Annotated in this window: 19 protein-coding genes; 3 read left to right on the plus strand and 16 right to left on the minus strand. The window is 54.6% G+C overall.

All coding sequences use genetic code 11. The features are described from left to right. Positions 1 to 4: 4 nt before the first annotated feature. From AB1805_01890 to prsT, 11 genes are all read right to left on the minus strand, one after another. Positions 5 to 1,462, minus strand: coding sequence for a lipopolysaccharide biosynthesis protein (locus AB1805_01890; GenBank protein MEW5744180.1), 1,458 nt, complete (start codon positions 1,460 to 1,462; stop codon positions 5 to 7). Then, entirely contained in the window at positions 1,455 to 2,657 is a 1,203-nt protein-coding gene (locus tag AB1805_01895; GenBank protein MEW5744181.1) for a glycosyltransferase family 4 protein, read from the minus strand. The genes AB1805_01890 and AB1805_01895 overlap by 8 nt, the downstream gene beginning before the upstream one ends. A 48-nt stretch (positions 2,658 to 2,705) precedes the next feature. Further along, positions 2,706 to 3,932 carry a glycosyltransferase family 4 protein gene (locus AB1805_01900; protein ID MEW5744182.1) on the minus strand — a complete coding sequence of 409 codons (1,227 nt, stop codon included), beginning with the start codon at positions 3,930 to 3,932 and terminating at the stop codon, positions 2,706 to 2,708. 6 nt (positions 3,933 to 3,938) lie between these two features. After that, a complete protein-coding gene (locus AB1805_01905; protein ID MEW5744183.1) occupies positions 3,939 to 5,186 on the minus strand; it encodes an O-antigen ligase family protein in 1,248 nt (415 codons plus the stop codon). Positions 5,187 to 5,193: 7 nt separating this feature from the next. Further along, complete coding sequence (locus tag AB1805_01910; GenBank protein ID MEW5744184.1) at positions 5,194 to 6,360, minus strand: glycosyltransferase family 2 protein; 1,167 nt, start codon at positions 6,358 to 6,360, stop codon at positions 5,194 to 5,196. 121 nt (positions 6,361 to 6,481) lie between these two features. Further along, positions 6,482 to 7,651 (minus strand): XrtA/PEP-CTERM system-associated ATPase, encoded by a 1,170-nt coding sequence (locus AB1805_01915; GenBank protein ID MEW5744185.1) that lies wholly within the window; start codon positions 7,649 to 7,651, stop codon positions 6,482 to 6,484. A 54-nt stretch (positions 7,652 to 7,705) separates the two neighbouring features. Then, a complete protein-coding gene (locus AB1805_01920) occupies positions 7,706 to 8,581 on the minus strand; it encodes an XrtA-associated tyrosine autokinase (protein ID MEW5744186.1) in 876 nt (291 codons plus the stop codon). 80 nt (positions 8,582 to 8,661) lie between these two features. After that, complete coding sequence (locus tag AB1805_01925; protein MEW5744187.1) at positions 8,662 to 10,236, minus strand: XrtA system polysaccharide chain length determinant; 1,575 nt, start codon at positions 10,234 to 10,236, stop codon at positions 8,662 to 8,664. Between the two features lie 9 nt (positions 10,237 to 10,245). Then, on the minus strand, positions 10,246 to 11,094 hold the full coding sequence (locus tag AB1805_01930) for a polysaccharide biosynthesis/export family protein (protein ID MEW5744188.1): 849 nt from the start codon (positions 11,092 to 11,094) through the stop codon (positions 10,246 to 10,248). Positions 11,095 to 11,180: 86 nt separating this feature from the next. After that, complete coding sequence (locus AB1805_01935) at positions 11,181 to 12,524, minus strand: TIGR03013 family XrtA/PEP-CTERM system glycosyltransferase (protein ID MEW5744189.1); 1,344 nt, start codon at positions 12,522 to 12,524, stop codon at positions 11,181 to 11,183. Positions 12,525 to 12,528: 4 nt separating this feature from the next. Continuing rightward, complete coding sequence (prsT, locus tag AB1805_01940; protein ID MEW5744190.1) at positions 12,529 to 15,309, minus strand: XrtA/PEP-CTERM system TPR-repeat protein PrsT; 2,781 nt, start codon at positions 15,307 to 15,309, stop codon at positions 12,529 to 12,531. 776 nt (positions 15,310 to 16,085) lie between these two features. On the opposite strand from prsT, the gene AB1805_01945 reads away from it, so the two are divergent. Continuing rightward, positions 16,086 to 16,427 (plus strand): hypothetical protein, encoded by a 342-nt coding sequence (locus AB1805_01945; protein MEW5744191.1) that lies wholly within the window; start codon positions 16,086 to 16,088, stop codon positions 16,425 to 16,427. Between the two features lie 10 nt (positions 16,428 to 16,437). On the opposite strand, the gene AB1805_01950 is transcribed toward AB1805_01945, so the two are convergent. Together AB1805_01950 and AB1805_01955 are read right to left on the minus strand one after the other, a co-directional pair. Further along, positions 16,438 to 17,268, minus strand: a complete 831-nt coding sequence (locus tag AB1805_01950; protein ID MEW5744192.1) for an HDOD domain-containing protein — start codon at positions 17,266 to 17,268, stop codon at positions 16,438 to 16,440. Positions 17,269 to 17,278: 10 nt separating this feature from the next. After that, a complete protein-coding gene (locus tag AB1805_01955) occupies positions 17,279 to 17,974 on the minus strand; it encodes a PEP-CTERM/exosortase system-associated acyltransferase (protein MEW5744193.1) in 696 nt (231 codons plus the stop codon). A 423-nt stretch (positions 17,975 to 18,397) separates the two neighbouring features. Between AB1805_01955 and AB1805_01960 the strand changes: the two genes are divergently transcribed. Next, on the plus strand, positions 18,398 to 19,993 hold the full coding sequence (locus AB1805_01960) for an FAD-binding oxidoreductase (GenBank protein MEW5744194.1): 1,596 nt from the start codon (positions 18,398 to 18,400) through the stop codon (positions 19,991 to 19,993). A gap of 28 nt (positions 19,994 to 20,021) precedes the next feature. Here the strand turns inward: AB1805_01960 and AB1805_01965 are convergent, their stop codons facing one another. After that, positions 20,022 to 20,732: a hypothetical protein gene (locus AB1805_01965; GenBank protein ID MEW5744195.1), complete on the minus strand. Its 711-nt coding sequence runs from the start codon at positions 20,730 to 20,732 to the stop codon at positions 20,022 to 20,024. A gap of 75 nt (positions 20,733 to 20,807) precedes the next feature. After that, a complete protein-coding gene (locus AB1805_01970) occupies positions 20,808 to 21,656 on the minus strand; it encodes a PEP-CTERM sorting domain-containing protein (protein ID MEW5744196.1) in 849 nt (282 codons plus the stop codon). Between the two features lie 506 nt (positions 21,657 to 22,162). On the opposite strand from AB1805_01970, the gene AB1805_01975 reads away from it, so the two are divergent. Beyond that, on the plus strand, positions 22,163 to 23,023 hold the full coding sequence (locus tag AB1805_01975) for a choice-of-anchor N protein (protein ID MEW5744197.1): 861 nt from the start codon (positions 22,163 to 22,165) through the stop codon (positions 23,021 to 23,023). A 59-nt stretch (positions 23,024 to 23,082) separates the two neighbouring features. On the opposite strand, the gene AB1805_01980 is transcribed toward AB1805_01975, so the two are convergent. Next, positions 23,083 to 24,846: a S8 family serine peptidase gene (locus AB1805_01980; protein ID MEW5744198.1), complete on the minus strand. Its 1,764-nt coding sequence runs from the start codon at positions 24,844 to 24,846 to the stop codon at positions 23,083 to 23,085. Positions 24,847 to 25,117 lie beyond the last annotated feature (271 nt).

The following is a 25,117-nucleotide window of genomic DNA, read 5'->3' on the forward strand; positions in this document are numbered from 1 at the left end:
TCTCTCAGATATCCGCTTTCCTTATCTGAAGCATCCTGACCATGCTAAATGTTTTCTCTTTATCAAGCAAGACCATTACGAGCAGGTAGGTACCAATGCCCATGATTATTTTGATCGTAAGCATGTTGAGATTTCCTGTCTGTACAGCTCCACTGACGAGAAGCACCATTATCACCATTACACTTGCAGCACCAAAAGGAAGTTTAAATATAGAAGCCATCTCCTTGAATGAAATATCGATTAACTTTACGATTCGAGCGAAGTACATACAAGACAATAAGGGAAAGATCGCACACCATGCGATCAGCACGCCGTTTAAGTGATATCTTTGGGCAAGAAAGTAGATGCCTGCCGCCATTGCAGGAAATAATAATGATACGTAAACGACCTGGGCTCTCGCCCTTCCTGTCGCAGTCAAGACCATGCCGGCAACATTTTCAAAATACTTGAAAAAACCTATGAATGAAAAGACTTGCAACGGGAGAATCGCCGATTCCCATTTATTTCCAAGCATCACCAGAACAAGGTTGTCCGAGGTGAGCGCAATCAGCAGAAATATTGGAGAAAGAATGAGCAGTTCGATTTCCATAATACGGAGAAGGTATGTTTTCAGTCGCTCAGGGTCGTTTTGCATCTTGGCGAACATGGGGAAAAAGACCTGGTGGAGCAATGATACTATTTTCTCGAACGGCTTATCGGCAAGCATCAGCGCAAATGTGTAATACCCGAGCAGCGTTTTTCCGAGCAAGGTACCAACCAGAAAGCTGTCAGCACTCCTGTTGCAGTAGAACAGAATTTTGGAATTCATAATACCGAATCCAAAGGAAAGCATTTTTTTAAACTCTGGAGTAATCCTGATGGCTCCTGGCAGTCTCCTTTCATACCAGGCAGAACCCACAAATCCCAGTAAATTCTGCAGTAGGTACTGCACAACAAGGGTCCAGGCACCCATACCATATAGTGCACAAGCTAACGCAACCACGGATGTCACTATTCTCGTAACCATCTCGATCCGGGATATTAAAGAGAACTTCATCTCCCTAATCATCAAATTCCGCTGCACCGATCGGGCCGAGCTGATAAGAAAAGTAATGCTCAGCACCCGTATAATAAGGATCAGTTTTTCTTCGTTAAAATAAGCGGCAACAAAAGGGGCAATAAACAGTGTTACAGCAGTCATTATTGCCCCGATTATCAGAGATATGGAATACATTGATCTGATATCCGTTTCATCCAGTCTCTCTGCCTGAATTATAGCGGTTCCGATACCGAACTCATTAACGTATTCCGTAAAGCCTATGTATATGCCGGCCAGTGCTACCAGACCGTAATCAGCCGGCATAAGAATCCGAGCAACAAAAATGGTGACTATCCATGTCACCGCCTGGCTCACGAGACTCGATGTTCCCATCCATAAAATACTCTCTACGACGTTACGCTTGAGATTCGTCGGTTTATTCAAGCGAGCGCCTCTCCTGCTCAACAGTTGTTCTTCGTGCTGCCAGCAGTGGTTTTAATACGCCTTTATCGTTGGCACCTGAAAGATAAAGCTCCTCGTATTTCCGTGTCATCACTTCCGCACTGAACATATCCAGAAAACGTCTACGGCCTTTCTCCGACAATACTTTTCTCTTATCCTCATCGGATAAAAGACTGACTATCTCTCGAGAGAGCGCTGCCGGATTTTCAGCCTCGACCAGAACGCCGCTCTCTCCGTTCTTTATTGCGGTTGACACCCCTCCCACATCAGTAGCGACAGTCGGACAGCCAGCTGCCATCGCTTCGAGTAAGATCATGGGCAGGCCTTCCCAAACCGAGGGAAGCACCAAAATGTCGAACAGCTTCAGCAGCTCCGGGATGTCGAGCCGAGGCCCCAGGAATACAACATGATCTTTGATGTTCAGGTTTGCCGCCTCCTGTTGCAGTGGCGACTCTTCCGGCCCCTCACCTGCGATGACCAAAACACATTCGGGAAACACCTGAATAATCTCCGGCATAGCTTTCAACAAATACGTCAGGCCCTTCTGCCGGGCTACACGGGATGCGAAGCCGATAACCGGCCCCCTTCCTCCGAAGCCCAACTCCTTCTTTTTCTCGTCTTTATCAACAGTGATGCAAAAAGGATTTCCGTCAATTCCGTTCGGAACAGTAATTACCTTTCGGGCAGGGATTTTAACGCGCTGTATGAGATCCTGTGCAGTACTATCGGACACGGCTACAACATTTCTCACAAGGTGAGAGACCACACGCTCTGCAAACATATACCGCCATTTATCAGGATAGCTTCGTGCATGGTCGGTGTGGACCACTGTTTTTACGCCAGCAATGAACGCAGCCACTCCACCCTGAACAAAGGGTTGCGTATTATGCGTATGAACCACATCCGTCTGCTGTTCTTTCAATATCCTTTTAATCTTCCATACAGAAAGATAATCGAGACCGCTCTCCTTGGCGTCTGGGAGAAGAAAGGTTTTCACTCCCATTTCTTCCAACTCCGGCTGGAACTCCCCGTAACGTCTCAAACAGAGCACCGACACATCAAAGATATCCCTGTTGATGCCCTTGCATATATTTACAATCACCCGTTGAAGCCCGCCAATGGCAAGATCATGGGTGACCTGCATTACTTTTATCTTTCGTGCTTTCACCGTCCGCATCGAGATGAACCTACAACAACGGCCGCTATGCTGCAGAAACGCGGCATATCAGTCAGCCGCACAGGCAGCACCTCTCTTCCTTGACAGGAGCTTCACATAATGGCCGATATGTCTATCGGCCCATACGCCGGCAGTGAAGGCTTGGAACAGGTGCTCCTGCGCTTTTTCACCAAGGCTTCGTCGTTTTCGCTCATTTGTTATGAGATCGATCATGCACCGCCGTAACTGCTCTTTATTTCTCTTTTTGAATAGCAAGCCGGTCTCTTCGTGCTCTATAAGATCAGGGGTCCCACCCACAGCAGACGCGATAATAGGGAGACCGAAAGACATACCTTCCAGTATACACATGGGAGTACCTTCCCAATCAGAAGAAAGCACCTGAATGTCCAAGGCAGCATAAATCTCGTTCATATCCGAAACATGACCGGTAAAAAACACGACATCATCAATGGAAACCTCTCGGGTCATCCGCGTTAACTTATCCTTTAACTCACCATCACCGATGATGAGAAAATTGACATTGAGCATTCTCCTGAAGTCTTCTTTCATACTTAAGATAGCATCGATAAATAAGGCATGATTTTTTTGGTTTGTAAGTCTCCCCACATTACCAATCCACAGGGCGTTCTTATCTAATCCGAAGCGGCCGGCAAGTTTCTCACGGATATAATGTTTCATCTCCGTATATTTCTTGATGTTAGCGGTATCGGTAACAAGACCGTTCTGGATGATTGCAACTCTTCGATTAAGAAAGGGAATTCGTGCATATCGTGAGACGATCTCTCCGGAACAGCCTATTATGCTGTCGACAGTAGCAATGGCGAGGAAGTTCAGAAGATGCAGCACCAGTGCGTTAAGCGAAAATGGTACTTGAAGACCGTGGAGAGTAAATGCAACAATCATTCCCTTCAGTCCTTTAAGGTGTTTAATCAAGACAGCGTATACGCCAGATTTGTAGCAGTGGCAGTGGACGATCTGAGCGCCGTCCTCCTGCAGCGCAGCTGCGATCTCGTTGGCTATATTCCATGAGAATCGTCGGTCAAGATAGAATATTCGATGCCTAATTTTGCTCTGTTCTAACCTTGACAACAAATCGTTTCTGTGCCCCTGATCCGCTCGCGTTTCCAGAATAAGATAGAGCACGGAGCTTTGCATGCTACTGCTCATAAGTTTTGCGAGTGAAAAGGCGACGTTTTCCCTCCCGCCAAATGAGCCCGAAAAGGTCATCTGGACTACCGCACTGACCTCTTTTTTGTTAGCAATTATGCTCTTCAATCTAAGTTATTGATTGAATTGAGACTCTAAATGAAGGGATTCGGATTGATCGGAAACAGCTTGATTGAGATGAGCATAAATAATGGCAAGTGCTATAAAGAAATACAAAACATACGAATATGCCCATGACAGGAAGAATCCTCCGGCGCAAAAGGCATAGAAGCCAACTTCCAAGCCTTTTCTAAACCATTCCAGCTCATCTATCTTTCCTGGTCTCCACACGGTGGTAATAGATTTGACAAGGATCATTGCAAAGAGCGCAAGACCCGCGACCCCGATCTCGGCACCGATCTGAATAAACGAATTATGCGCTGTCTTCCACATTCCACCTTCGTTCTTGCTCCCCTCTGCCACCGCAAATGCGCCAATTCCCCACCCGATTACAGGGCTTTTGAGCATGAGATTTACACCCCTCTTCCAAATTTCGACACGCCCGCCCCGAGCATCCATGTTGTAATCATCTTCAAGCTCGAGGATCGTAGAGAAGCGTTCCCATGAGCTGCTGCCTGTAGTGATATTCAAAATCAATAAAATCGACAGAAAAATCGGAATACTTTTCAGTACATATTTGAACCCTTTACGATAGAACATTATCGACAAGGCGACACATAAACTGATAAACCCTCCTCTTGATCCTGTTTTAACAATGGCAATGAGCATCAGCACAAGCGTGGCTATCAGAACCATTTTCTTGATGCCCTGTTCCTCTTCCATCAGGTAAAACAGCATGGGAAAACACATAATGAGAAAGAGTGCGAAATCATTTGGGTCATAAGATACGGTAACCGATACTCTGTTCCCCTCGACAATTCGGGGATTGATATAACTATAAAGCACAAGGAAGGCTACAGTAGCAAACAGCGTCCAGACAATTTTTTTAATGTCCTCAGGAAACTGGACACTTTTAACGAGTAGCAGCATAAATACAATTAGCTTCCAATAGAAATCGAACATAAAGCTGAAGCTCTGCCCTGGCCACACGCTGAACGGTACAGAAAATAGCCCAAGAATTATAATACCGAGAATATATTTCATTTGCGGATAAGAAAATATTGCTCGTATGCTTGTATCACCATCTCTTGGAGCATATGCTACAAGCAACAGCGCCGCTGCAATCGCAACTTTTGCTGTATGCAGGCTGATGAGAAACTGAGATAGCTCCTGCACCCGCCCTACATAGATCGGGATAAGCGCCATTGCGCCGTAAATAGCAAAATTGGGCCTGCGATATGTGTATGTTTCCGAGTATTCCACTCTTGAACTATTTGAGAGCTTTCTTTACGTGACCAGCCTTGTCGGAGCGAATCCACACCGTCTGCGACTGCCCTGTAATCCACCGCCAGAAGCCGACTACAGCAGCCAGGTTCAGCAGTATAAAGAAGTAAGGAATATTGATGAGTCTAAATCTCCTCAAGGGCGGCACGGCAAATCCTATCAGAACCAGGGCGTACACTGTCATCTGGATTGACGTGCTTACCCGGTAAATGGGGCCAGACAGCAGCGCCCCTGACATCAGTACGGCCGGAAGCAGGAAGGGAACAGCCAGGCGCATGAGCTTGTGAGAGATAAAGCGCCACCAGCAGGGGTTCTTCCACGGGCTCAGCAATGCAGGAGCGAGGCTCGTGATCTGCCAGTTTCCGGCAAGTGTCCTCACTTTTCGCGTCCACTCCTGCGATGCATCCTTGGACGGGACATCATAAGCGACCGCACTACCGTCAAATGCCACTCTATATCCCTGCATCACGATGTTCATCGGCGTCAAGACATCATCCAGGAGCGTTCCCGAAGGCAGCGGTTTATAAAGTTGTTTCCGAATAGCGTAAATGGCGCCTGTTGCGCCGATCGTCGATCCTGTCCGGCTTTCCGCTTTCCTGATCCATTTCTCGTAGAGCCAGTATGCCCCCATTTCGGACTGAATCAGGCTCTTGAGATTCTTAATGAAAATAAGCTCCCCGCTGACGCATCCCACCTCGGGGTCGCTGAAATTCGCAACGAGGTGTCTCACGGCTTCAGGCCTGAACGTCTGGCGTGCATCGGTAAAAACAATAATATCGCCTTTTGCCTGAGCAACGCCGAGGTTGAGCGCTTCTACCTTGCCTTTTCTTTCTCTCATCGAAAAAAATCGGACCTGCCTCTGCCAAGAACTGAACTCCTTTATTATCTGTTCGGTCCTATCAGTAGACCCGTCCGATACAACAACAATTTCGATCTTCTCTCTCGGGTAATCCTGTTCAATCAGATTCTGTAATCGCCACTCAATGGTCCTCTCTTCATTAAAAGCCGCGATAACTACTGAGACATGAGGCTCAAAGGCACTCTTCTGGACGGGTCTTCTTTTTACGGCGGATAAAAGGGAAAGGATAAAAGGGTAGCCGAGGTAGGTATACGCGATGAGTCCTATTGAAATCCAGAAAATATACTCAAACATATTAAACTGCTGCGCTCGGCTATCGCCAGTCGGACGTCAGCTTTGAGGCGTCAGGTAAAGATGCTCGAACGCAGATAACCGGGGGCGTGCAGCTACTCTTTTCAGTGCTGACCGCTGAAAGCTAATTGAATATCCTCGTCCAGAGATTCTTCCTCTTCAGCTCCGGACTTTCCTTGATCGAGAGCTTCTTCTCGAAGGCGGCCATGCGCTTTCTCAGGACCTCGATCTCCCGGGATAACGCGGGATCGTGCCGGTCTCTCTCTGTTTCACCGTCATTCCCTTTTGAGAGCAGAGCGAGCACGCTGTCGAGGCGCTTTTCTACTTCAGCAAGACGCGCCAGCAGGTCCTCGCGCTCGGCCCTGGATATCTCCGCCTTGTGGCGCGAGGCTTCGAGGAGCTCGAGGCGGCTGAGCAGGCTCTGCAGGGTGTCCCGGTCGATGAGCGGTTCATGATGCTCCTGGACGCTCACATCGTGCCAGTACCCATGGCTGTTCTCGATCTCTCCTATCACCTCTTTCACGAAGTGCAGTGATATCTCCTTCGTCTCCTCGGCGTAGGCGGAGAGCATGAGGAAGTCGCAGGCGATATTGATGAGCCGCGGGATGCCCCTGCTGAATTTGTGGATGGCGTCAATGGAGCCCTCCTGGAAACGGACCGCCTGCCGGTTGCCGGCGATTTCGAGGCGGTGGAGGATATAGGCCTCGGTCTCTTCACGGGTTATCGGCTGGAGCTGGCAGCTGATGCTGATGCGCTGGCGGAGCTGGCGCAGCTCGGGCCTGGCGAGCACCTTCAGGAGCTCGGGCTGGCCGACGAGGATTATCTGGAGGAGCTTGGCCTTGTCGGTCTCGAGGTTGGAGAGGAGCCGTATCTCCTCGAGCAGGTCGGCCGAGAGGTTCTGCGCTTCGTCGATGATGAGCATCGATTTGCCGCCCCGGGCGTACTCGCCGATCAGGAAATCGCTCAGGTCGCTCAGCATCTCTGTCTTGCTCTTTCCCTTGACCTGAAGGCCGAAATCCTCGTTGATCATCGAGATGAGCTGCTCGGAGGTGACCCGCGTATTGTTGATCCGGGCGAGCTTGATGTCGCTGCCGAGGCCCTTCATCATCTTCCTGATGACCGTTGTTTTTCCGGTGCCCACCTCGCCGGTGACCAAAATGAAGCCGGCATGTTCGGCGATCCCGTAGTTGAGGTGGATGAGCGCGCGCTTATGCGCCTTGCTCAGCATCAGGAACCCCGGGTCGGGGACGAGCTCGAAGGGCTTGCATCTGAGTCCGAAAAAAGAGATATACATGGCCGTCAGCCTTCGGTTGTCAGCATTCAGCTCTCCGGAGAAGAGACCGCCTGCTCATGGCTTCTGCTTTTCCTCCGGCTGCTGACCGACGGCAGCTGATCGCTTCTGATCGCCATACCGATAGCGATAATAGCTGTCGGCAGTCCTCGCCAGGTATCCCGGTATATCATTCAGTACGACGCCCAGCACCGGGGTGCCCCTGATCAGCGCAAGCGCCCTGGCGACGTCCTTCTGATGGGTCCGGTCAGCATGCACGACGAACACGACGCCGTCCATATGCCTGCTCAGGGAGAGGGCGTCGGCCGTGATCAGCACCGGCGAGGTGTCGAAGATGATATAGCGGTCCTTATACCGGTGCTTCATCTCTTTTACAAGCTCCTTCATCCTTCCGGATGAGAGGAGCTCGGCGGGGTTCTCCGGGGGCTCCCCGGCAGGGAGGAGCACCAGCTTTCCTATGCCTGTCCTGACAAGGACATCCTGGAGCTCCGCCTTCCCGCTCAGATAGTCGCTGAGCCCGCAGCGGGGATTGAGACCGAGATAGGTGTGGACCGACGGCATTCTGAGGTCCGCATCGACAAGGAGCACCGTATGGTCGATCTCCTGGGCGAGGGCCAAGGCGAGATTGATCGCGGTGAGGGACTTTCCCTCGCCGCCGGTAGTGCTCGCCACCATGATGATATTCCGGAAGTCCTTTGCCGTATCCCTGATGAGACGGGCCCGGAGCCTCTTGTACTGCTCTGCATTCGCCGAAAAGGGGTCGGTAATGCAGACGACATGGGGATCGACCAGTGCGGCATCGATCACCTCGGGGCCGGACACGAAGGTGTGCTGCCCTGCGCCATTCCGGCTCTCTGCGGGTTGCGGCGGCGCACCCGGGCCCAGCTCGCGGGCCTCGACCGCCTTCTCCAATGCCTTCTCTATCTTGCTCATTCGTTGCTCCTTATGGGTTAGTAACCGCTGTCAGCTCTCAGCCATCAGCTTTCCCCGTGCTGACCGCTGACGGCTGACGGTTAAAAGCTGATAATAGTGATCCCCATGTAGCGGTAGAGCGCCTCTTTTATCAGCACCAGGAGGATAACACTGACGTATGCCCCTGCAGCAGCGAATATCTTTCGCTCCATCCTCTTTGCCGCCATCAGCTTCGCATCAGCGACCTCGATGCGTTGTATCGAAGCGAGGACCGGCAGCTTGAGCACTGTCTCGATGGAATCGTCATCCTTGAAGGAGGGGCTCAGCGCCTCCAGCGCCAGCGCCGCACCGAAGCCCGCTGCAAGGCCGAGCCCGATGCCCATCAGGATCAGCTTCACCCGGTCGGGCTTGACCGGAATGACGGGGAGGACCGCGGGATCCACGACCCTGAAGGCCTCGGACTTGTCGGTGAGCTCGAGGTCCTTCGAGACCCTCGCCTGCTCGAGCTTCTGGAGCAGGTCGTCATAAATCTTCTGGTAGACATTCCTGTCCCGCATCAGCTTCATCCATTCTTCCTGGCCCTTCGGCATGCTGCCGAGGATGCCCTGAGCAGTCTGCTGCTGCCGGGCCAGCTCCCCTGCACGCGCACGGAGCGATTCGATTTCAGCGTCGGTCTTGGCCAGGTCCTCCTTCAGCTGCTGATAGATAGGGTTCAAGGTCGATGTCTCGGAGCCGGTGGTGTCCGGCGGCGCATCCTTTGCCCGGGCGATCTCCCGTTTCAGCTCCTCGATCTCCCCCTTGATCTTGATGATCTCGGGATGGTTGTCGGTGAACTTAGCGGAGAGGAGGACGATCTGGTTGCTGAGGTAGTTGAGCCGCGACTGGGGAGATCCCTCACGGGTTACCATGGCGACGGTCAGCTCCTTCTCGCCGGATATCTGCTTCTTGAGATTGTCCCGACGCCTCGTCAGCTCCTTCAGCCTTATCTCCGTCTCTATCTTCGCGGTCTGGAAGTTCTCCACCCTGCCGAGCAGCGTGGCTTCGCTCTGGGGGATCATGCTCGGGTGCTTCTCCCTGAACTCCCTCATCTGCTTGTCCGACTCCTCGAGCTTTGCCTTGTACTCCATGAGCTGGCTCTGGATGAACTCGAAGGCGCCGTAGGCGTCGGATCTCCTGAACCCGAGGTTCTCCTCGATATACTCGCTCACCAGCGTATTGACAATATCGCGGGCCTTCCGCGGATCCGGCCCGGTGTAGGCGATGGTGAAGAGGTCGGCCGTCTCCTTGCCCCGCGGCGTTTTTATGGTAATCGCGAGGCTGGAACGTACATTCTCGATGAGGCTCTCGTATTTGTCGGGAGTCCTGGCGTAGACATCCATGTCGAGCTTCTTGATGACCCGCTCTATGATATTACGGCTTATCAGCCGGTCCTTGATCGTCCTCAGCCGCTCCTCCATACTCGTAGCAACGCCGACGCCCTTTATGAGCGGGTCCATCACCGCGCTCCGCTGGACGAAGACGGTGGAGCTCGCCTCGTAACTCTCGGGCCAGAAGAAGCTCCCCCAGGTAAATCCGGAGGCGACGACGAGAAAGATCGCGAGTATGAGATACCGGTGCTTGAGGACCACTCCCCAGTACCGGCGCACATCGAATTCCTTGGTCGTCTGCGATGCCATCGTCCCCCCCTAAAAGATGCCCGACTTGACCCTGACGATATCGCCCGGTTTCAGGGGCAGGTTCTTGTCGAGGTCGCCGCCCTTGATGACATCCTTCATTCTCACCTCGATGTTTTTCACCTCGTCGCCCTCTTTCCTGATGACGACGACGCTGTTCTGGCTGGCGAACTCGGTAAACCCCCCGCTGCTCAGTATGGCGTCGAGCGTCGTCATCCCGTCGATGAAGGGGAGCATGCCCGGGGTCTTCACCGCACCGATCACCTTGATCCGCCGCTCCACGTTCAAGGGGACGAAGATCACGTCGTTCGGCTGCAGGAGCAGGTCCTGGGAGACATCGCCCTGCCGCACCAGTTTATAGAAATCGACAGTGAGCTTTTTGCCCTCCCTCATCAGGTAGGCGCTCCTGAGATCGGCATCCATCTTGAACCCGAGCAGCGAGAGCAGCTGAATGAGCGTGGTATCCCGCTTGAGCGTTATCGCGCCCGAGGTCGTGCCCGAGACGGACCCGCCGTCGCCACCGCTCGAAAGGCCCTCGCCGAGGATATATACCTTGTAGCTGTTCACTTTCGTAATCACGACGCTCACGGTCGGTGTCTTTATGAACTTGCCGAACTCCTTCTCGAGGAGCGCTTTCAGCTCCTGGGAGGTGAGGCCCGACGCCTTGACCTCGCCGACGAAGGGGACCGAGATCATGCCTCCGGGCCGTACCGGCACGGTCACGGTCAGCTCAGGGTGCCCCCACACGGAGAGCATCAGCTCATCCTCCTCGCCGATCGCATTGTATCCGCTGCAGAGCGCAGCAAAGCCCATTATCGATACCAGGACAACAACCGCTATGACAGGTATCCTTGTTCCCACGCTTCTTCCTCCTTGGTCAAGCAGAGCTCGGCGCCCGGCTGTCAGTCCTCAGCAGCCTGACAGCTGATTGCCGATAGCTGCCTTCATCATCGGGCCCCTCTGCCGAAGAGTATCACCTTAATGGTTTCCAGGATAATACCTATATCGAAGAGCATCGACATATGTTTAATATAGAAGAGATCGTAGCGGAGCTTCTCGATGGCGTCGTCCACCGACGATCCGTAAGGGTAGCGTATCTGCGCCCACCCTGTCAAACCCGGCTTGACGGCATGGCGCTGGGAGTAGAAGGGAATGATCTTGCTCAGCCCCTCGATGAACTCGGGACGTTCCGGCCGCGGGCCGATGAGGCTCATGTCGCCCCTGAGGATATTGAAGAGCTGCGGAAGCTCGTCGAGACGGCTCGTGCGCAGGAACCTGCCGATCCGCGTCACCCGCGGATCGTCCTGCTGCGCCCATACAGCGCCGCTGGACTTCTCCGCATCCTGGCGCATGGTCCTGAATTTATAAAGCGTGAAGAGCTTCCCCTGCTCCCCCATCCTCACCTGCCTGAACAGCACGGGGCCTTTCGAATCGAGCTTTATGAGCAGCGCGATGAACGGCGCCAGCGGCGCGGCCAGTATGCATCCGACAAGGGCGGCCGCGATATCGAAGAGCCGTTTCGCGGCCCGCTTCGGTTGTGTCAGCTTCAATTCGCCGCAGAAGATGAACCAGCTCGGGGTAATGTTCTCGATGAGGAGTTTGCCGGTAATATCCTCGTAAAACGACGGCGCGTCCAGGACATCGACCCCGTCGAACTTGCAATTGAGAACATCCTGCAGGGGGAAGACCCCCCGCCGTTCTGAGAGAGAGACGACGAGCCGCTGGATTCTCTCCCGTTTCACGATAGTACAGAGGTTCTTGCTCGTGCCGAGGATCGACCCTGCAGGGACCTGGGGCGGGGTGTCCTCTAGGGCGACGTATCCCGCAACCGTGTGACGGGAGTTCGCCGAGGAGATCACCTCGCTCATCTTGAGCGCAAGGGGACCGGTGCCGAGGATGAGCACCCTCCGGGCGAACCCCGGCGCACTGCTGGTGGACATGTAGCCCTGGTGCCAGAAAAACTGAAGAGCTCCGAAGACAGCGATCGACGCAAGGAGCAGGCGCCGTTCCAGCATAAGCGTGGGGACGATATAGAACAATGAGGACAGGAGGAGGAGGGTTATGAGCAGCGCCAGAACAATGCGTGCAAAACGCTCCCGCACGGGCATGAACTTGTTCGTATTATAGAGCTCGGTCATGAACGAGGAGAAGAGAATAACGCTTCCTATGAGCACTACCTGCACGAGGTCCCGTGGGGTCCCGATCTTCTGCCCGAGCAGGGCGTGCCCGGACCATACGGCCAGAACCGAAAGAGAGACATCACCGGCGATGAGGTGCGTCCTCCTCCTCATGGGATCAGGGGCGTTTCGTGCCCCTCAACTGCGAGAGCGCCTGGGCCGCTTCCTTCGCCTCCGGGAAGTCCCCTGCCCGGAGCGCCCGCTGGAGCGTATCCGCCGCCTTTGCGGCATCGCCCGTTTCCTTGTAGGCGAGCGCAAGGTGATAGCTCACCGACGGATTGTCCGGAAGCTGCTCCGAGGCCCGCTTGAGCACTTTCAGCGCATCCTCTTTCCTGCCGTTTTTAAGAAACACGAAGCCCAGGGTGTCCAGGATTTCGGGACGGTCGGGCGCCAGCTTATACGCCGTTACCGCAAGCTCGAGGGCCTTCTCCTTGCTCCCGTATCCCTGCGTATAAAGGTAGGCGAGGTTGTTCAATGCCGGGAGGTAATTCTCCGCTTTCGCAAGCACCTCCTGGTATTTCTTCACCGCCTCGGCCTTCTTGTTCGTCACCTCGAGGACCGCTCCCTGGCCGAAGAGCGCCTGCACATCCCGGGGATGGTGCCGCTCGATCTCCCGGTAGGTGCTCATCGCGAGCGTATAGTCTTTTTTCCGGGTATAGAGCGAGCCCAGTTTCAGTGAAGCGGCGAGGTCTTTCGGCTCCGTCTGCAGTCCTCTCTTGAGGCTTTCTATCGCCTTGTCGATCTTGTTCCGGTTCTCATAAACGGAGGCGAGGACCACATAGCCCGCTGCAGAGCGGGGTCTGTAATCGATTATCTTCTGGGCGGCCTCGGCAGCGCGCGCCTCGTCTCCCATGAGCGCATAGAGCATCGCCAGCTCGGCCCTCATCCCCACATTGTCGGGCTTCTCCGCAAGCTTCTTATCCAGGAGTCTTACTGCCGGCGCATAGTCTTTCATGGCAACGTAGGTGGCGACCAGGAGCGGCACCCCTCGTTCCGGACTCGCAGCCTCGATCTGCTGGAATGCCGACAGCGCCTCCTTGTATCTCTTTGCGCCGGCATAAACCCTCCCTTTTGCTTCGAGGGCCTCGAGCGCCTTGGGATGCGCCCGATGCATCTCATCGAGTATCCCTGCCGCCTTATCGACCTCTTTCTTCTTGGCATGATACTGGGCGAGGGCCAGAAAGGCTGCCGGACTCTGCGCCTCCTTCGCTTTCGTATAGAACGCCAGGGCATCGCCCTCCTTGCCCTGGAGCTCAAGCGTTGCCGCGGAGCCTAACAGGGCGGCGAGATTCTTCGGATCCCTCTGCAGTACCGCACGGTATTCCTCCATCGCCTTGGCATACTCACCCCTGGCCGTGTAGTATGTCGCCAGGTTGAAGTAGGGAGGGAAATAGGCGGGGTTGCTCTCCTTTGCCTTGCGCAGGTATCCCAGCACATCGGCATACTTCTTCTCTCTCAGGAGGACCGCGGCTATGCTGTTGTAGACGACGGCGTCCGTGTCTTTGCCGGTAAGCCCTTCCTTGAGAAGCTCGGTTGCTCTGCCGTAGTTCTTCTGCTTGACATAGTAAGAGGCCAGAAGAAAGCGGGTGTTGAGGACATCAGGGGCGACCTTCACGGCTGTCTTGAGCTCGGACTCGGCCTCCTTCAGGTTGCCCATGCTGAAGTTGAAGATGCCCTTCTTGAGATGGGCGTCAACGAGCTTCGGATCGATGTCGATCGCCGTATTGAGCTCGCGCATCGCCTCGTCATGCATTCCCTTCATAATATAGGCGCTGCCGAGCATATTGTGAGCCAGCGCGTTCTGGGAGTCCATCTCCAGGACCTTTTTTATCTCTGCCACCGCGGTGTCGGTCCTGTTCTGCCTCATGAGCAGCATGGCAACCAGCAGGCGCACCTGGTGGAAGGACGGATGGTGGTCGAGTATCCGTTTGAACTGCGTCAACGCGACCTCATACTCGCCCAGGTTATAATGGCTGAGACCGAGGAAATAGTAGGCGAACAGGTTGGCCTGGAGAGCAATGCCTCTCTGGAGCTCCGCTATGGCCTCACGATAATTCCGTTTATAGTAATAGACTATTCCCTTGAGCGTGCTCCCTTCCGCTTTTTTAGGGAACCTCTTGAGCAGGTCGTCGGCTATTGTCCCCGCCTTGTCGAGCTCGCCTCTCTCGACATGGATGATGCCCCTGCGATAAGGAGCGTTACTGTCCTGCGGGTTGATGTCCTCGATCTTCTTGTAGAGCTCGATCGCACGATCGCTCCGCTTCGCCTTGAGCTCGACGCCGGCGAGGAGGTAGTACGCTTTGGCGTTCTTCTGGTCTTTGCCGATAATCTCCTCTAGAATCTTCTGCGCCTGGTCGGCCCTCCCGTCCGCTATGTACGCCTGCGCCAGCCCGAACCTGGCCGATACCCGTTCGGGATCGGCCTTCACCACCCGGAGAAAATGCCTCTCTGCTTCCCCGGCATCACCCTTCACAACGGAGGCATAGCCGAGAAGCTCCGTTGCATCAGGGTTGTCCGGGTGCGCCGCAAGATAGGCGTTCGCCTCTTTCATCGCTTCGTCGGGCTTGTTTCCATCGAGGTGGACGCGCGCCATCTCGAGCTGGAGCTCGGTGCGCGAAGGGTCCATCCTCATCGCCTTCTGCAGCTCCCGCTCGGCCTGTTCGAGCTTGCCGCTCGCCCGGTACGCCTTCGCCAGCTGGTAGCGGGCATCGAAGAAGTTCTGGTCTTTCTCGAGGGCGCTCTTGAGGGCTACGATAGCCCCCGACGGGTTTCCCTCCTTCATGAGCTTGACCGACTCGCTGAGCAGCTCCTCTTTGGTCTTGCCCTGGCAAGAGATGAGCAGGGAGACGAGGAACAATGCCGAGAATCCCTTAGCGACAGCACGCAATAGCTTAGCCATTCGATAACTCCTCATATTAGGATTTCATTTGTTATTGAGAAATAAAGACCACAGCGAGAATTCCGGCAATGCTCCGCCCTCTCAGTTACAGGCTCAATAGCTGAGAAGATTGCCTATACCTGAAATAACAGGATTAGAGATTGTTACAGCAAATTAAAGACAAATACTTACCTATTAATGCCTATAAATTTTATAGAATCGTATCCGTTAAAATCAAGGCTTGCAGCATACGGGACACCTCTCCAAGAAGGGGCTTATTAACAAACGCTGCTCTTATTTAATCGACCGGATCCGGCTCTACTTTAGCAGCGAGGGGATCGAACGACCCTATGCGGAGGAGGAGAGAGACCTCATTAAGCTCCGAGCATTGCGCATGCGCTTACAGCGGAGAGCAGTGTGAAGTGTCAAGTTTTCTGACAGTGTTGTCGAAAAACTTTACACCACGGAGCCGATCAGCTTACAGAGCCATTGATCAAAAGCATGCAGCGCCTCCTTATCGCCGCCGTAAGCAGATCGTTCCGCCTGATTACTAAGGATGAAGCATTGACTTTTCACGATTTTCCCTCTCCTTCGCATAGTACTGCCGAGAGCCCGTGTTTTCCCTGGACAATGGCATAACAATTGCTTGATATTCCTAATGTTTTGTAGAGCTCTCGGAAATTAGCGCTATGGTGAGCCCTCCCCGGCTGTCATAGATACTTTTCCAAGGGGGCAGCCGGAGCAGAGTAGAGAGCCATAAGAAACCAATCATAGACGTTGAGAAAAGGGGGCATTCCTTGCAGGATGGTCCGCAATATGCCGGGGCGGAGCGGAGAGAGCACCGGAGGGAGCATACTTCCGGTTCGGTCTCTATCACGGCATATTTCGGCAATAGCGAGCACCGCAGGGAGCAGCCTCGAGATTACAAGGACTACTATAATAATTCGAAGTACTATCGGGCGATTACCGGTACGGTCGACCTTATCGATATCAGTTACAGCGGCGTGCGCGTAAAAACATCCCTTCCCCTGGAGCGCGACTGCATTGTCGAGCTGAACAGTGAGGGAAAGCAGATGGCGCTCGTGCGGTGGATAAGAAGAGGCAGCCAGTTCTACCACGCAGGACTGATGTACCTCTAAGCCCGCAGTATCACTCCATGAGATGCTCCCGCTGTTTGTTGTAGAGCGCTGAGAACTCTCTCTGCATTTCGCGCATTCTTTCTTTTGTGAGCCCCAGCCCGGTCTCCCGGGAGGAGGGAGTGCTCCGCGGCCCGATACCGAGCTGAAGACAGAGCGCGTCGGCAGCGGCAACCACGGCACAGAGGTCTCTATGCGTCTCCGCGGCAAATCCCGGAAAATGATGCGTATGGTGCCGCTCGATGACGACCTCGAGCAGGGGAGGTAAATTCCATAGGCGGGCGACGACACCGCCAACGCTGCAATGGTCATAACCGAGCACTGCCGTTTCGGCCTCGCTGAATGAGTAACCGCCGCGTCCCGTCATCTCGACGATATCGGCGTAGGTCCCGGGAATACTGCGGTTCAGCAGCGCCTTGCCTATATCATGCAGCAATCCCGCTGCCAGGGCGTCTTCGGGCTTCGCCATTCCCGTCTCCCCGGCGAGGAGTGATGCTGCAAGCGAGACGCCGAGACTATGGTCCCAGAGAGAGGAGTCAAAGGGATCGTTTTTTCGGTAGAGATCGCGCATTGCGGCGCCGGTAACGAGGGAGATCATCGCATCGAACCCGATGAGACTGACAGCAGCGGCAATACTGCTGATATGCTGCCCCCGGTAAAAAGGGGAGTTGGCGATCCTCAGAACCCGGGCGGCAAATGCCTGGTCCCCTGAGATCGTCGCTTCCAGTTCTCCCATAGAGGTATTTTCCTTCCGGGCAAGCTGCAGGACGCGCAGGGCGATGGGGGGCAGGCTCGGTATATCTATGGTATCGAGAATAAGCCTCTCGAGGTCATCATTGTTCATGATGCCTGCTTTACACACCGCATCCTGCGGCTTCGACAAATTCTTTGTACAGTTCGGGATTATTCATCGAGAGCCTCTTCTCGACATCCTCTATGCAGAGAATATAAGGGGCCCTGAGGCCATGATACTCCACATCGGGACCGATAGGAACGAAATCGAACCCGATACGCTGCAACAAGACATGAAGGGCCTTTGCCATGACGGCATACCAATGCGTCAACCCGAGCCGCTTGCTCTCGGCATACATGGCCTTGAAGAGGCCTATAATGATCTCCTGGCGCTTTCTTCGCGAATTGGGCACGTCCTCCTGCGAGACATCCTGTCCTTCGCCGGGACTTGCGCTATAGAGAAGGCGGTCAACCGCCCTCTTCCGGTATTCCTTGCTGATCGCCAGCCTCGAGATCTCGGCAATCCTCTCCGGCCCTATCGCGGAGCAGTCGGCGGTGATCGTACAATGCTTCTCGATGGGAAACCCCTCGGGTGAATGGAGAATCAGACGGATAGTGCCGAGCAGCTGCCCATAGCGGGAGGCCATGAAATGGACCGAATACTTATCAAAGGCATCGGTCTCTATTCCCTCCGGGTGATCGTCGGGATGTTCGAAACCCCACTCGTCGACATACACCTTGTACCGCAGCGTGTAAATATCCTGCAGCTCAGCTACACTAGAAACCTTCGCAAACTCAAAGCCCCAGATATTTTCCATAGGGTCCCCTCTTTGACGGCGCTTATCGCCTCGTTATTCCTGCCCGCGACTGCCGAACCTGCACCAACGTTCAGAAAGACTTGCAACAACCATACCAGTCCCTCAAAGGAATCAACCCGTTCCCCGTATATATCGCAACAACGGTATCACCGTTTTATCTATCGGGAAATTGGTATGCAGCATAAGCGGCGGTCATTCCGTAAGACAGCGGTTCCTCTCGCGCTCAGAGGCCGGGTTCGTCTCTTCCGGTGAGTATTTATCGGAAACCTTCGATAATAAACAGTAGATGCGGCTGATCCGGTTGTCCCTTCTGCAACACCGCGATACAATGGAGCACAGGGGATCACAGGGGATCACATATGCCGTGCGATAGTTTTCGGGCTGTGAGCAGCCCTCTGCCGCTACGAAAGGAGCGCATTTGCCATGATCGCCGAGGCTCTGCAGGAATGCAAGAAAGCAATAGGGAACGAGCATGTACGGACCGGCCCCGAAGCGCTGGCCCGTTATCACTGGGGCGATATCCCGGCAGAGGTAAGCATCGCTGCGGCAGTGCTCCCGGGCAGCACGGAAGAGATGCAGAAACTCGTCAACATAGCCCGGGAATATAACATCGCACTCTACCCCGTAAGCACCGGGAACAACTGGGGATATGGTGCAGCGCGGCCGGTGACGAACGGAAACATCATCCTGGACCTGGTACGGATGGACAGGATTATCGAGGTGAATACCGAGCTCGCCTATGCGGTCATCGAGCCGGGCGTTACCCAGGCGAAGCTTCATCGGTACCTGGAGGAGAATAAGATACCGCTCATGATCGATCCCACCGGCGCGGGGCCGAGCTGCAGCATACTCGGCAACACCCTCGAGCGGGGCTACGGCATTACTCCCTATGGCGACCATTTCATGTGCCAATGCGGGATGGAGGTCGTCCTCGCCAGCGGCAAGGTCCTGAATACGGGGTTCGGCCACTACGAAAACGCAAAGACGACCTACCTCTTCAAGTGGGGCACCGGACCCTATCTCGATGGCATCTTTACCCAGTCCAACTTCGGGATCGTCACGAAGATCGGCGTCTGGCTCATGCCGAAGCCCGAGCATGTCGAGGCCTGCTACTTCGCTATCAATGACGATCAAATGCTCGGCGGCCTCATCGACGGGGTACGCACCCTGCTCTTACAGGGCATCGTCAGAGGACCCCTCAATCTGCTGCACCGGAACAGGGCACTCACCCTGCTCATGCATTATCCGTGGGAAGAGATGAAGGGTATGACCCCCCTGTCGGAAGAGGTCGCGAGCCGGCTGGCGAAGAAGAACCGCGTCGGCGTCTGGAACGGCGTCGGGGCTCTGTACGGAACCAGGAAGCAGGTGCAGTCCGCGAAGAGTGCAGTGAAGGAGGTGCTTGCAGGAAAGGTTTCGGAACTGCACTTTGTTTCGGCAGCCACGATCTCGCTCCTCGAGCGGTTCCAGCGCCCTATCGGCATGGTGCTCGGGGTCGATATGTCGAAGACGGTGGGTGCTGTCAAGGCATCCTTCGGCATCCTGAACGGCATTCCGAACGAGGTGGCGCTCTCCACGCCGTACTGGAGAGCGCGCAGGAGCAAACCTGAGCACACCATCAATCCTGCAAGGGACAACTGCGGAGTCATCTGGCTGTCTCCGGTCATCCCGATGACGCACCGGCATGTTGCGGAGTTCAGAGAGCTCGTGGAGCCTATCTTTCACAAGTACCGCTTCGACTGCTGCCTGACCCTCACCCCCGTTAATCCGCGCTGCTTCGACTGCACGGCTCCCATACTCTATGACAGGAACGATCCCGATGACAGGTCCAGGGCCGATGCATGCTACCATGAGCTGCTCGGCATCTGCATGGAAAACGGCTATATTCCCTATCGCTTCGGCATTCAATCGATGGCTGAACTTACGGGAAGAAACGACGTATTCTGGGGCACTGTGGATGCCCTGAAAAAGGCGCTCGACCCGCAGGGCATCCTGGCGCCGGGCCGCTACTCGAGGGCATAAGCTGTTATGAGGGCGGGTAAACGATCGTCTAAGGTTCTGCCGAGAGAGGCGTGATCGTCCTTCTAATCCTGCGGGCAGCGAGCTCAGCCAGGGGAATCAGAAAGCGCCGCCCCAGCAGCCCGACCGAAAGCCACATGGTGGCAAACCAGTAGGGGATGCCGAGGAAGTCGGGATCGGGATATTCCCAGAGCCCTGCCGAGACGCCGAACAGCTCGACAACAAGCCCCAGCACGAGGGCCGAGAGCGCATAAACGAGATCGTACCGCTCGTGGAACATCAGGAAAAGAACTGCTGTCGAGACGAGCGTCGCTCCCCAAAGCATATCCGAACTGCCGGAAAAAACCGAAAAACAGAAGCCTGTCAGAAAAAGGCCGAAGAAGGCATTCCACTGCAGACGCACCGTGACGGCCGGCTCGCCGATAAACCGCTTCAATGCAAGATAGTAAACCCCCCAGAGGAAGGGTTCATAGTAGGGCATCAGCAGAACATCCTTATGAGTAAAAGCGAATCCCCCTGTTTTGAGCACCGCGTAATTCTGTCCGAGGAAGAAGAGGGAGGCGATAGAGAAGATGAGCGCGTCATCGAGGCCCCAGGGGCGGAAGAGTACTATCCAGAAAGGGATGAGTACCGCCGCTGCCAAAAGCGTATTTTCTACGAGATAAACAATACCGAGCGTCGCGAGCATGCCGAAGACGACATTCACCCTTCTGAGCCCCGGTGCCGAATGGACCAACCCCATGGCATCTAGCATAAAACAAAGAGGGCCGGTTCGTCACCAGCCCTCTTCGCGTTCTGCTGAGAACAAGAAGTGTGGTTATCTCTTCCTGTTCCTGTAGCCCAGTCCTGCGAGACCGAGAAGTCCTGCGCCGAGGAGCACGATCGTGCCGGGCTCGGGAACGGCATACGCCGTCACCGGATCGTCACTGTTCGTGGTCCATCCTTCGGCAGGGAAGCCGAGGCGCGGGAAGCTGCTGTTGGAGAACAGATCTGCTAATCCGCTCAAGAGCCAATCGCTATCGAACGTAGAGGCGAAATCGCCCGACCCCGGGATGATGCTCCAGTACGCTTTCCCGTCACCGGTGAACGGATTCGTTGAAGAAAACGTTCCGCTCAGCGTAGTTGTCGAATCGCCCTGGTTAAACAGGATGCCGGGTACGGCAAGGGCGCTGAAGAAGGAGCTCCCCACCGTCGTGTTCGTGAACTTCGGCAGGCCGTCGACACCGATGGATAAGTTGTTCATCGGATTGTTGTCATTGTCGGGGTCTGCACTGAACGTCTGTGAGGAACTATAGTACATATCGAGCCTGCCCCCGGTCGCGTCAATCTGCAATGCCGGAAGAGCACCGACATTTTTCCATACATCGAACCCGTAAAATATGCCGGTTATCTGCCCGCCGTCATTTTCAGACCAGATCTGTCCGTTCAGACCCTGTACAGAAGTGACCTTGAGGATACCGTAGTTGTCGCCCATGTACACTGACTGATTTCCGCTGGTGAGGGTAAGGCCGGTCCCACGGTTCGTGTTATTGACTATGTTCTCCCAGTTTTCATACTTGATCGAAATCGGTCCTGCATAGCCGTCCAGCGAGAAAGCGAAGGCTCCGGATGCCAGGAGCACCACGCACGCGCCCACCGTAAGCACAAAAGACATTAACTTTTTCATTCCTTTCACCTCCTTTTTATTGTGACTAGACCTGCTAACTAGGATATTTTCCATTTCTATTGCCCCCTTTCGGTTTTCGTGAGCGAACTATGATGTCTCATAGTTTGCAATCCGCGTGCCAAACTTATAAGGGGTTGAAACTCTGTCCTTTTGTAAAAAAAATCGACTTTCTAACTGCCTTGATTGTTAAGTTTTCCGACAAAACGTCGGGAAACTTAACAGTTTCCCGAGCTGCAGCAAAATTATCTCACCATTCTGAACGACTTTAATGAAATCAGCCCGTCCGCTTTACTTTGCAAACAGGCCCAAACTGACTGGTGGACTGTCAGGAAAAGCGGACATCGGTTCCGGAGTCCCTGTGCTCTGCCATCGCAAACAATTAAATTTATTATGATTTCCCCTATTGGTTTTTCACTTTATCTGTTTGGTATGAAATGTGCATGATTTAAAGACTATAAAGGAATACACGATCACTTTAAAAAAGGCGGGATTGAGGAGGCATTTTAATGAAGAAACTATTTACTGCAGCCTGCATACTCGGCCTTTTGCTGTCAGCCCCGCCTGTCGAGGCAATACCCGTACTGCAGGTCGGAGCTCCTGCAGGCGCCGGGGATACAGGCACGTATGCCGACTATATACCCTCCCTTTCGAATCCTGTTGAAGAGGATACTGCGGTGACCTCGGGCAACATCATATACGCTGCCGGCGCATACAAGCAGGATGACGTCATCCGGGTCGGCGGGAGGTATAGCGGCCCTGAGGGAACCGGGAAGAACTGGTCCGACTTCGGCTTCAATGGCGCTTACTTCAATAGCGCAGGTGCAGTCCTTATGGCGACGGTTCCCGACGGCACCCTTTCGATGGGGACGCTGACCGTGAACGGGAGCAGCCCCATCTATACTTCCTCATTATACGAATACGGCTTTATTGTTCCCAGCCCTCCGTCAAATCATGCGCCGATACAGAACCAGGATTATCTCTTTTTCGATATCGGGAATTTTCTGAACAGTCTGAACGCCGTCCCGAATTTCGCAGAAGAGCCGGGCGATACAGGTTTTGTTAATGGTGAAATAAAGAAGCTCCTGATCAGCGTAACCGGTTACGAGTGGGTGCATTTCGATGTCTTCGCATTGGTCACGGAGACCGAGGAGGTCAGGGAGGTCACCGGCAGCGGCAGGAAGAGAGCGGTCAAGTATACGACCCTTGTCAGCAACACGGATATCGAGGGAAACCCCGGCTCCCATGATGCCACCTGGAAAGGCGACGGCGGCGGCAGCAGCGAGGTGCCCGAGCCCGGCACGATCGTGCTCCTCGGCAGCGGTCTTCTGGGGCTTGCGCTCTTCGGAAGGAGAAAGCTCAGGAAGTGAACGATAGAACTGCCCGGGTATGAGCGTGAGGGGAGGACGGCAGCCGTCCTCCCCTCTCTTTATTTATATGCTATGACCGATGCTGCTCCCCCGTTGCCTGCGGCATCATAGGCCTGGACCCTGATGGTGTGGCTGCCCGGCGCTGCCTTCACCGTGTTCCATGAATAGGAGAGGCTGCTCCCTGACGAGGTTGCCATCACTTTACCATCGATAGCGAGCTCCATCCGGACCACGCCGACATCATCCGACGCTCCTGCGCTTATTGCCGCCTTCCTTTCGAGTATCGAGCCGTTGAGCGGCGAAGCTATGCGCACCGAGGGCGGGGTCGTATCCTTCGGATTGCTGACAGAGACCGCTACCGGCGCAGACTCTCCGATATTGCCTGCTGCATCGAAGGCCCGTGCCGAGAGCGTATGGAGACCGTCAGGCTGCATACGCGTATCCCATGAGAAGCTATAAGGCCCTGCTGCGTCGTCCGCGTAAAAGGCGCCGTCGACATGGAGCTCGACGCGGACGACCCCTTCGTTATCCGCTGCAGAAACATTGACCGTCGCGGCGCCGCCTGCCACCGAGCCTTCTGCCGGCGATACGATCGATACCAGCGGCGCCGTGGTATCCGGTTGCGGCACATAGTTCATAGCCGCTGCAAGACTGCCGTACGCATTGATCCTGCCATAGCCGAAATAGGGATCGAACCCCGGAGCCCCGAGGTCATCGCTGTTCTGCTGCAGGATATCGACGACCTGCGCGTTGGTCAGTCCCGGATTGACCGAGAGCACCAGTGCCGCGAGGCCGGCGGTAATCGGCGAGGCAAAGGAGGTGCCGCTCGCTGCGGCGTAGCCGCCGCCCTTTGTCGTCGTGTAGATGCCCGAGCCCGGCGCCGAGAGGTCGATCCAGCTGCCGAAGTTGGAAAAGCTCGCCAGGGTATCGCTCGACGTCGTCGCTGAAACGGCGACCACGTTATCGCATGCCGCAGGATAATAAGGCGTGCTCGTCGAAAAATTGCCGGCTGACGCAAAGACGATCGTGCCCTTGTTCCAGGCGTAGTTGACCGCACTCTGCAGTGTCGACGAAGCGCTCGACCCCGCAAAGCTGAGGTTGATAACCCTGATGTCGTGGTCAGCAGCGTAGGTGATCGCCTGTGCCATGTTGAAGTAGGTGGCGTATCCGGTGGAATCGGAAATGACGATCGGCATGATCGGACTCTCCCAGGCGACGCCGGCGACGCCGCCTGCATTATTCGAAAGGGCCGCAGCAGCTCCCGCAACTTTAGTCCCATGCCCGAAGATATCCCGGGTATCGGCGTTCCCCGCATCAAAGTTATATCCCGGGATCAGTTTCCCGCTGAGGTCGGCATGCAACGGGTCGACGCCGGAGTCGGCTATGGCTACGGGAACGCTGACCGATCCGGTGCTCAGATCCCAGCCCAGGGGGGCCGAGATATTCGGGAGATGCCATTGCGAGGGATAATAGGTATCGTCAGGAGTGACGGTCGCTTCTGCAATAAAATTATCTTCGACAAAAGTGATGTGAGGGTTCTTTGCCAGGGCGGCCTTTACCTTCTCCCGGGCATGGGCCGGAACCCTGATCTTCTTTACTCTCAGAGGAGTGATTTCATCTTCGACAGAGGCGCCCTGCCCCTGCAGCACCTCTCTTATCTTCCCTTCTGCTACGCCCGCTTTGTGCTGTACAACCAACTCGTCGTCGATAAAAGGGCCTTTGCCGCTGTCGGCATATGCTGTCATGATTATAACGGGGGCCAGCATTCCCATGCAGAAGATCACTGCGACGAGACACCATCCGAGAACACTCTTCTGCTCCATGAATACACCTCCATCGGAAATGTTATCGTTGATTTGAGAATACGTTTTCCGAAAAGAAAGTTGTGTGACCCGGATCACGAAACCGTATGCAGCGCTTAAAGCGGAGAGAGCCGGAACGCAAAGGGACGATGATGGGAAACCATCTGTAACGCCAAAATGATAATGTCCTCAGTTGCCAATTTAGAAATGTCCTATTGAGGAGGTGCTAAACTGCTTCTTTTTAAGTAAGGAGGCAGCGATGGCAGGAAGGGACATTATCATGGCACGGCAG

The sequence above is a fragment of the Nitrospirota bacterium genome, from assembly GCA_040752355.1.
Classification (GTDB): Bacteria; Nitrospirota; Thermodesulfovibrionia; order Thermodesulfovibrionales; family Dissulfurispiraceae; genus JBFMCP01.

Coding starts and splice junctions, on each gene's coding strand:
- AB1805_01975 (MEW5744197.1), top strand. CDS start 22,163: ATGAAGAAACTATTTACTGCAGCCTGCATACTCGGCCTTTTGCTGTCA.
- AB1805_01950 (MEW5744192.1), bottom strand. CDS start 17,268: ATGAACAATGATGACCTCGAGAGGCTTATTCTCGATACCATAGATATA.
- AB1805_01980 (MEW5744198.1), bottom strand. CDS start 24,846: ATGGAGCAGAAGAGTGTTCTCGGATGGTGTCTCGTCGCAGTGATCTTC.
- AB1805_01895 (MEW5744181.1), bottom strand. CDS start 2,657: ATGCGGACGGTGAAAGCACGAAAGATAAAAGTAATGCAGGTCACCCAT.
- AB1805_01915 (MEW5744185.1), bottom strand. CDS start 7,651: ATGTATATCTCTTTTTTCGGACTCAGATGCAAGCCCTTCGAGCTCGTC.
- AB1805_01970 (MEW5744196.1), bottom strand. CDS start 21,656: ATGAAAAAGTTAATGTCTTTTGTGCTTACGGTGGGCGCGTGCGTGGTG.
- AB1805_01955 (MEW5744193.1), bottom strand. CDS start 17,974: ATGGAAAATATCTGGGGCTTTGAGTTTGCGAAGGTTTCTAGTGTAGCT.
- AB1805_01910 (MEW5744184.1), bottom strand. CDS start 6,360: ATGTTTGAGTATATTTTCTGGATTTCAATAGGACTCATCGCGTATACC.
- AB1805_01960 (MEW5744194.1), top strand. CDS start 18,398: ATGATCGCCGAGGCTCTGCAGGAATGCAAGAAAGCAATAGGGAACGAG.
- AB1805_01935 (MEW5744189.1), bottom strand. CDS start 12,524: ATGAGGAGGAGGACGCACCTCATCGCCGGTGATGTCTCTCTTTCGGTT.
- prsT (MEW5744190.1), bottom strand. CDS start 15,309: ATGGCTAAGCTATTGCGTGCTGTCGCTAAGGGATTCTCGGCATTGTTC.
- AB1805_01925 (MEW5744187.1), bottom strand. CDS start 10,236: ATGGCATCGCAGACGACCAAGGAATTCGATGTGCGCCGGTACTGGGGA.
- AB1805_01920 (MEW5744186.1), bottom strand. CDS start 8,581: ATGAGCAAGATAGAGAAGGCATTGGAGAAGGCGGTCGAGGCCCGCGAG.
- AB1805_01965 (MEW5744195.1), bottom strand. CDS start 20,732: ATGGGGTTGGTCCATTCGGCACCGGGGCTCAGAAGGGTGAATGTCGTC.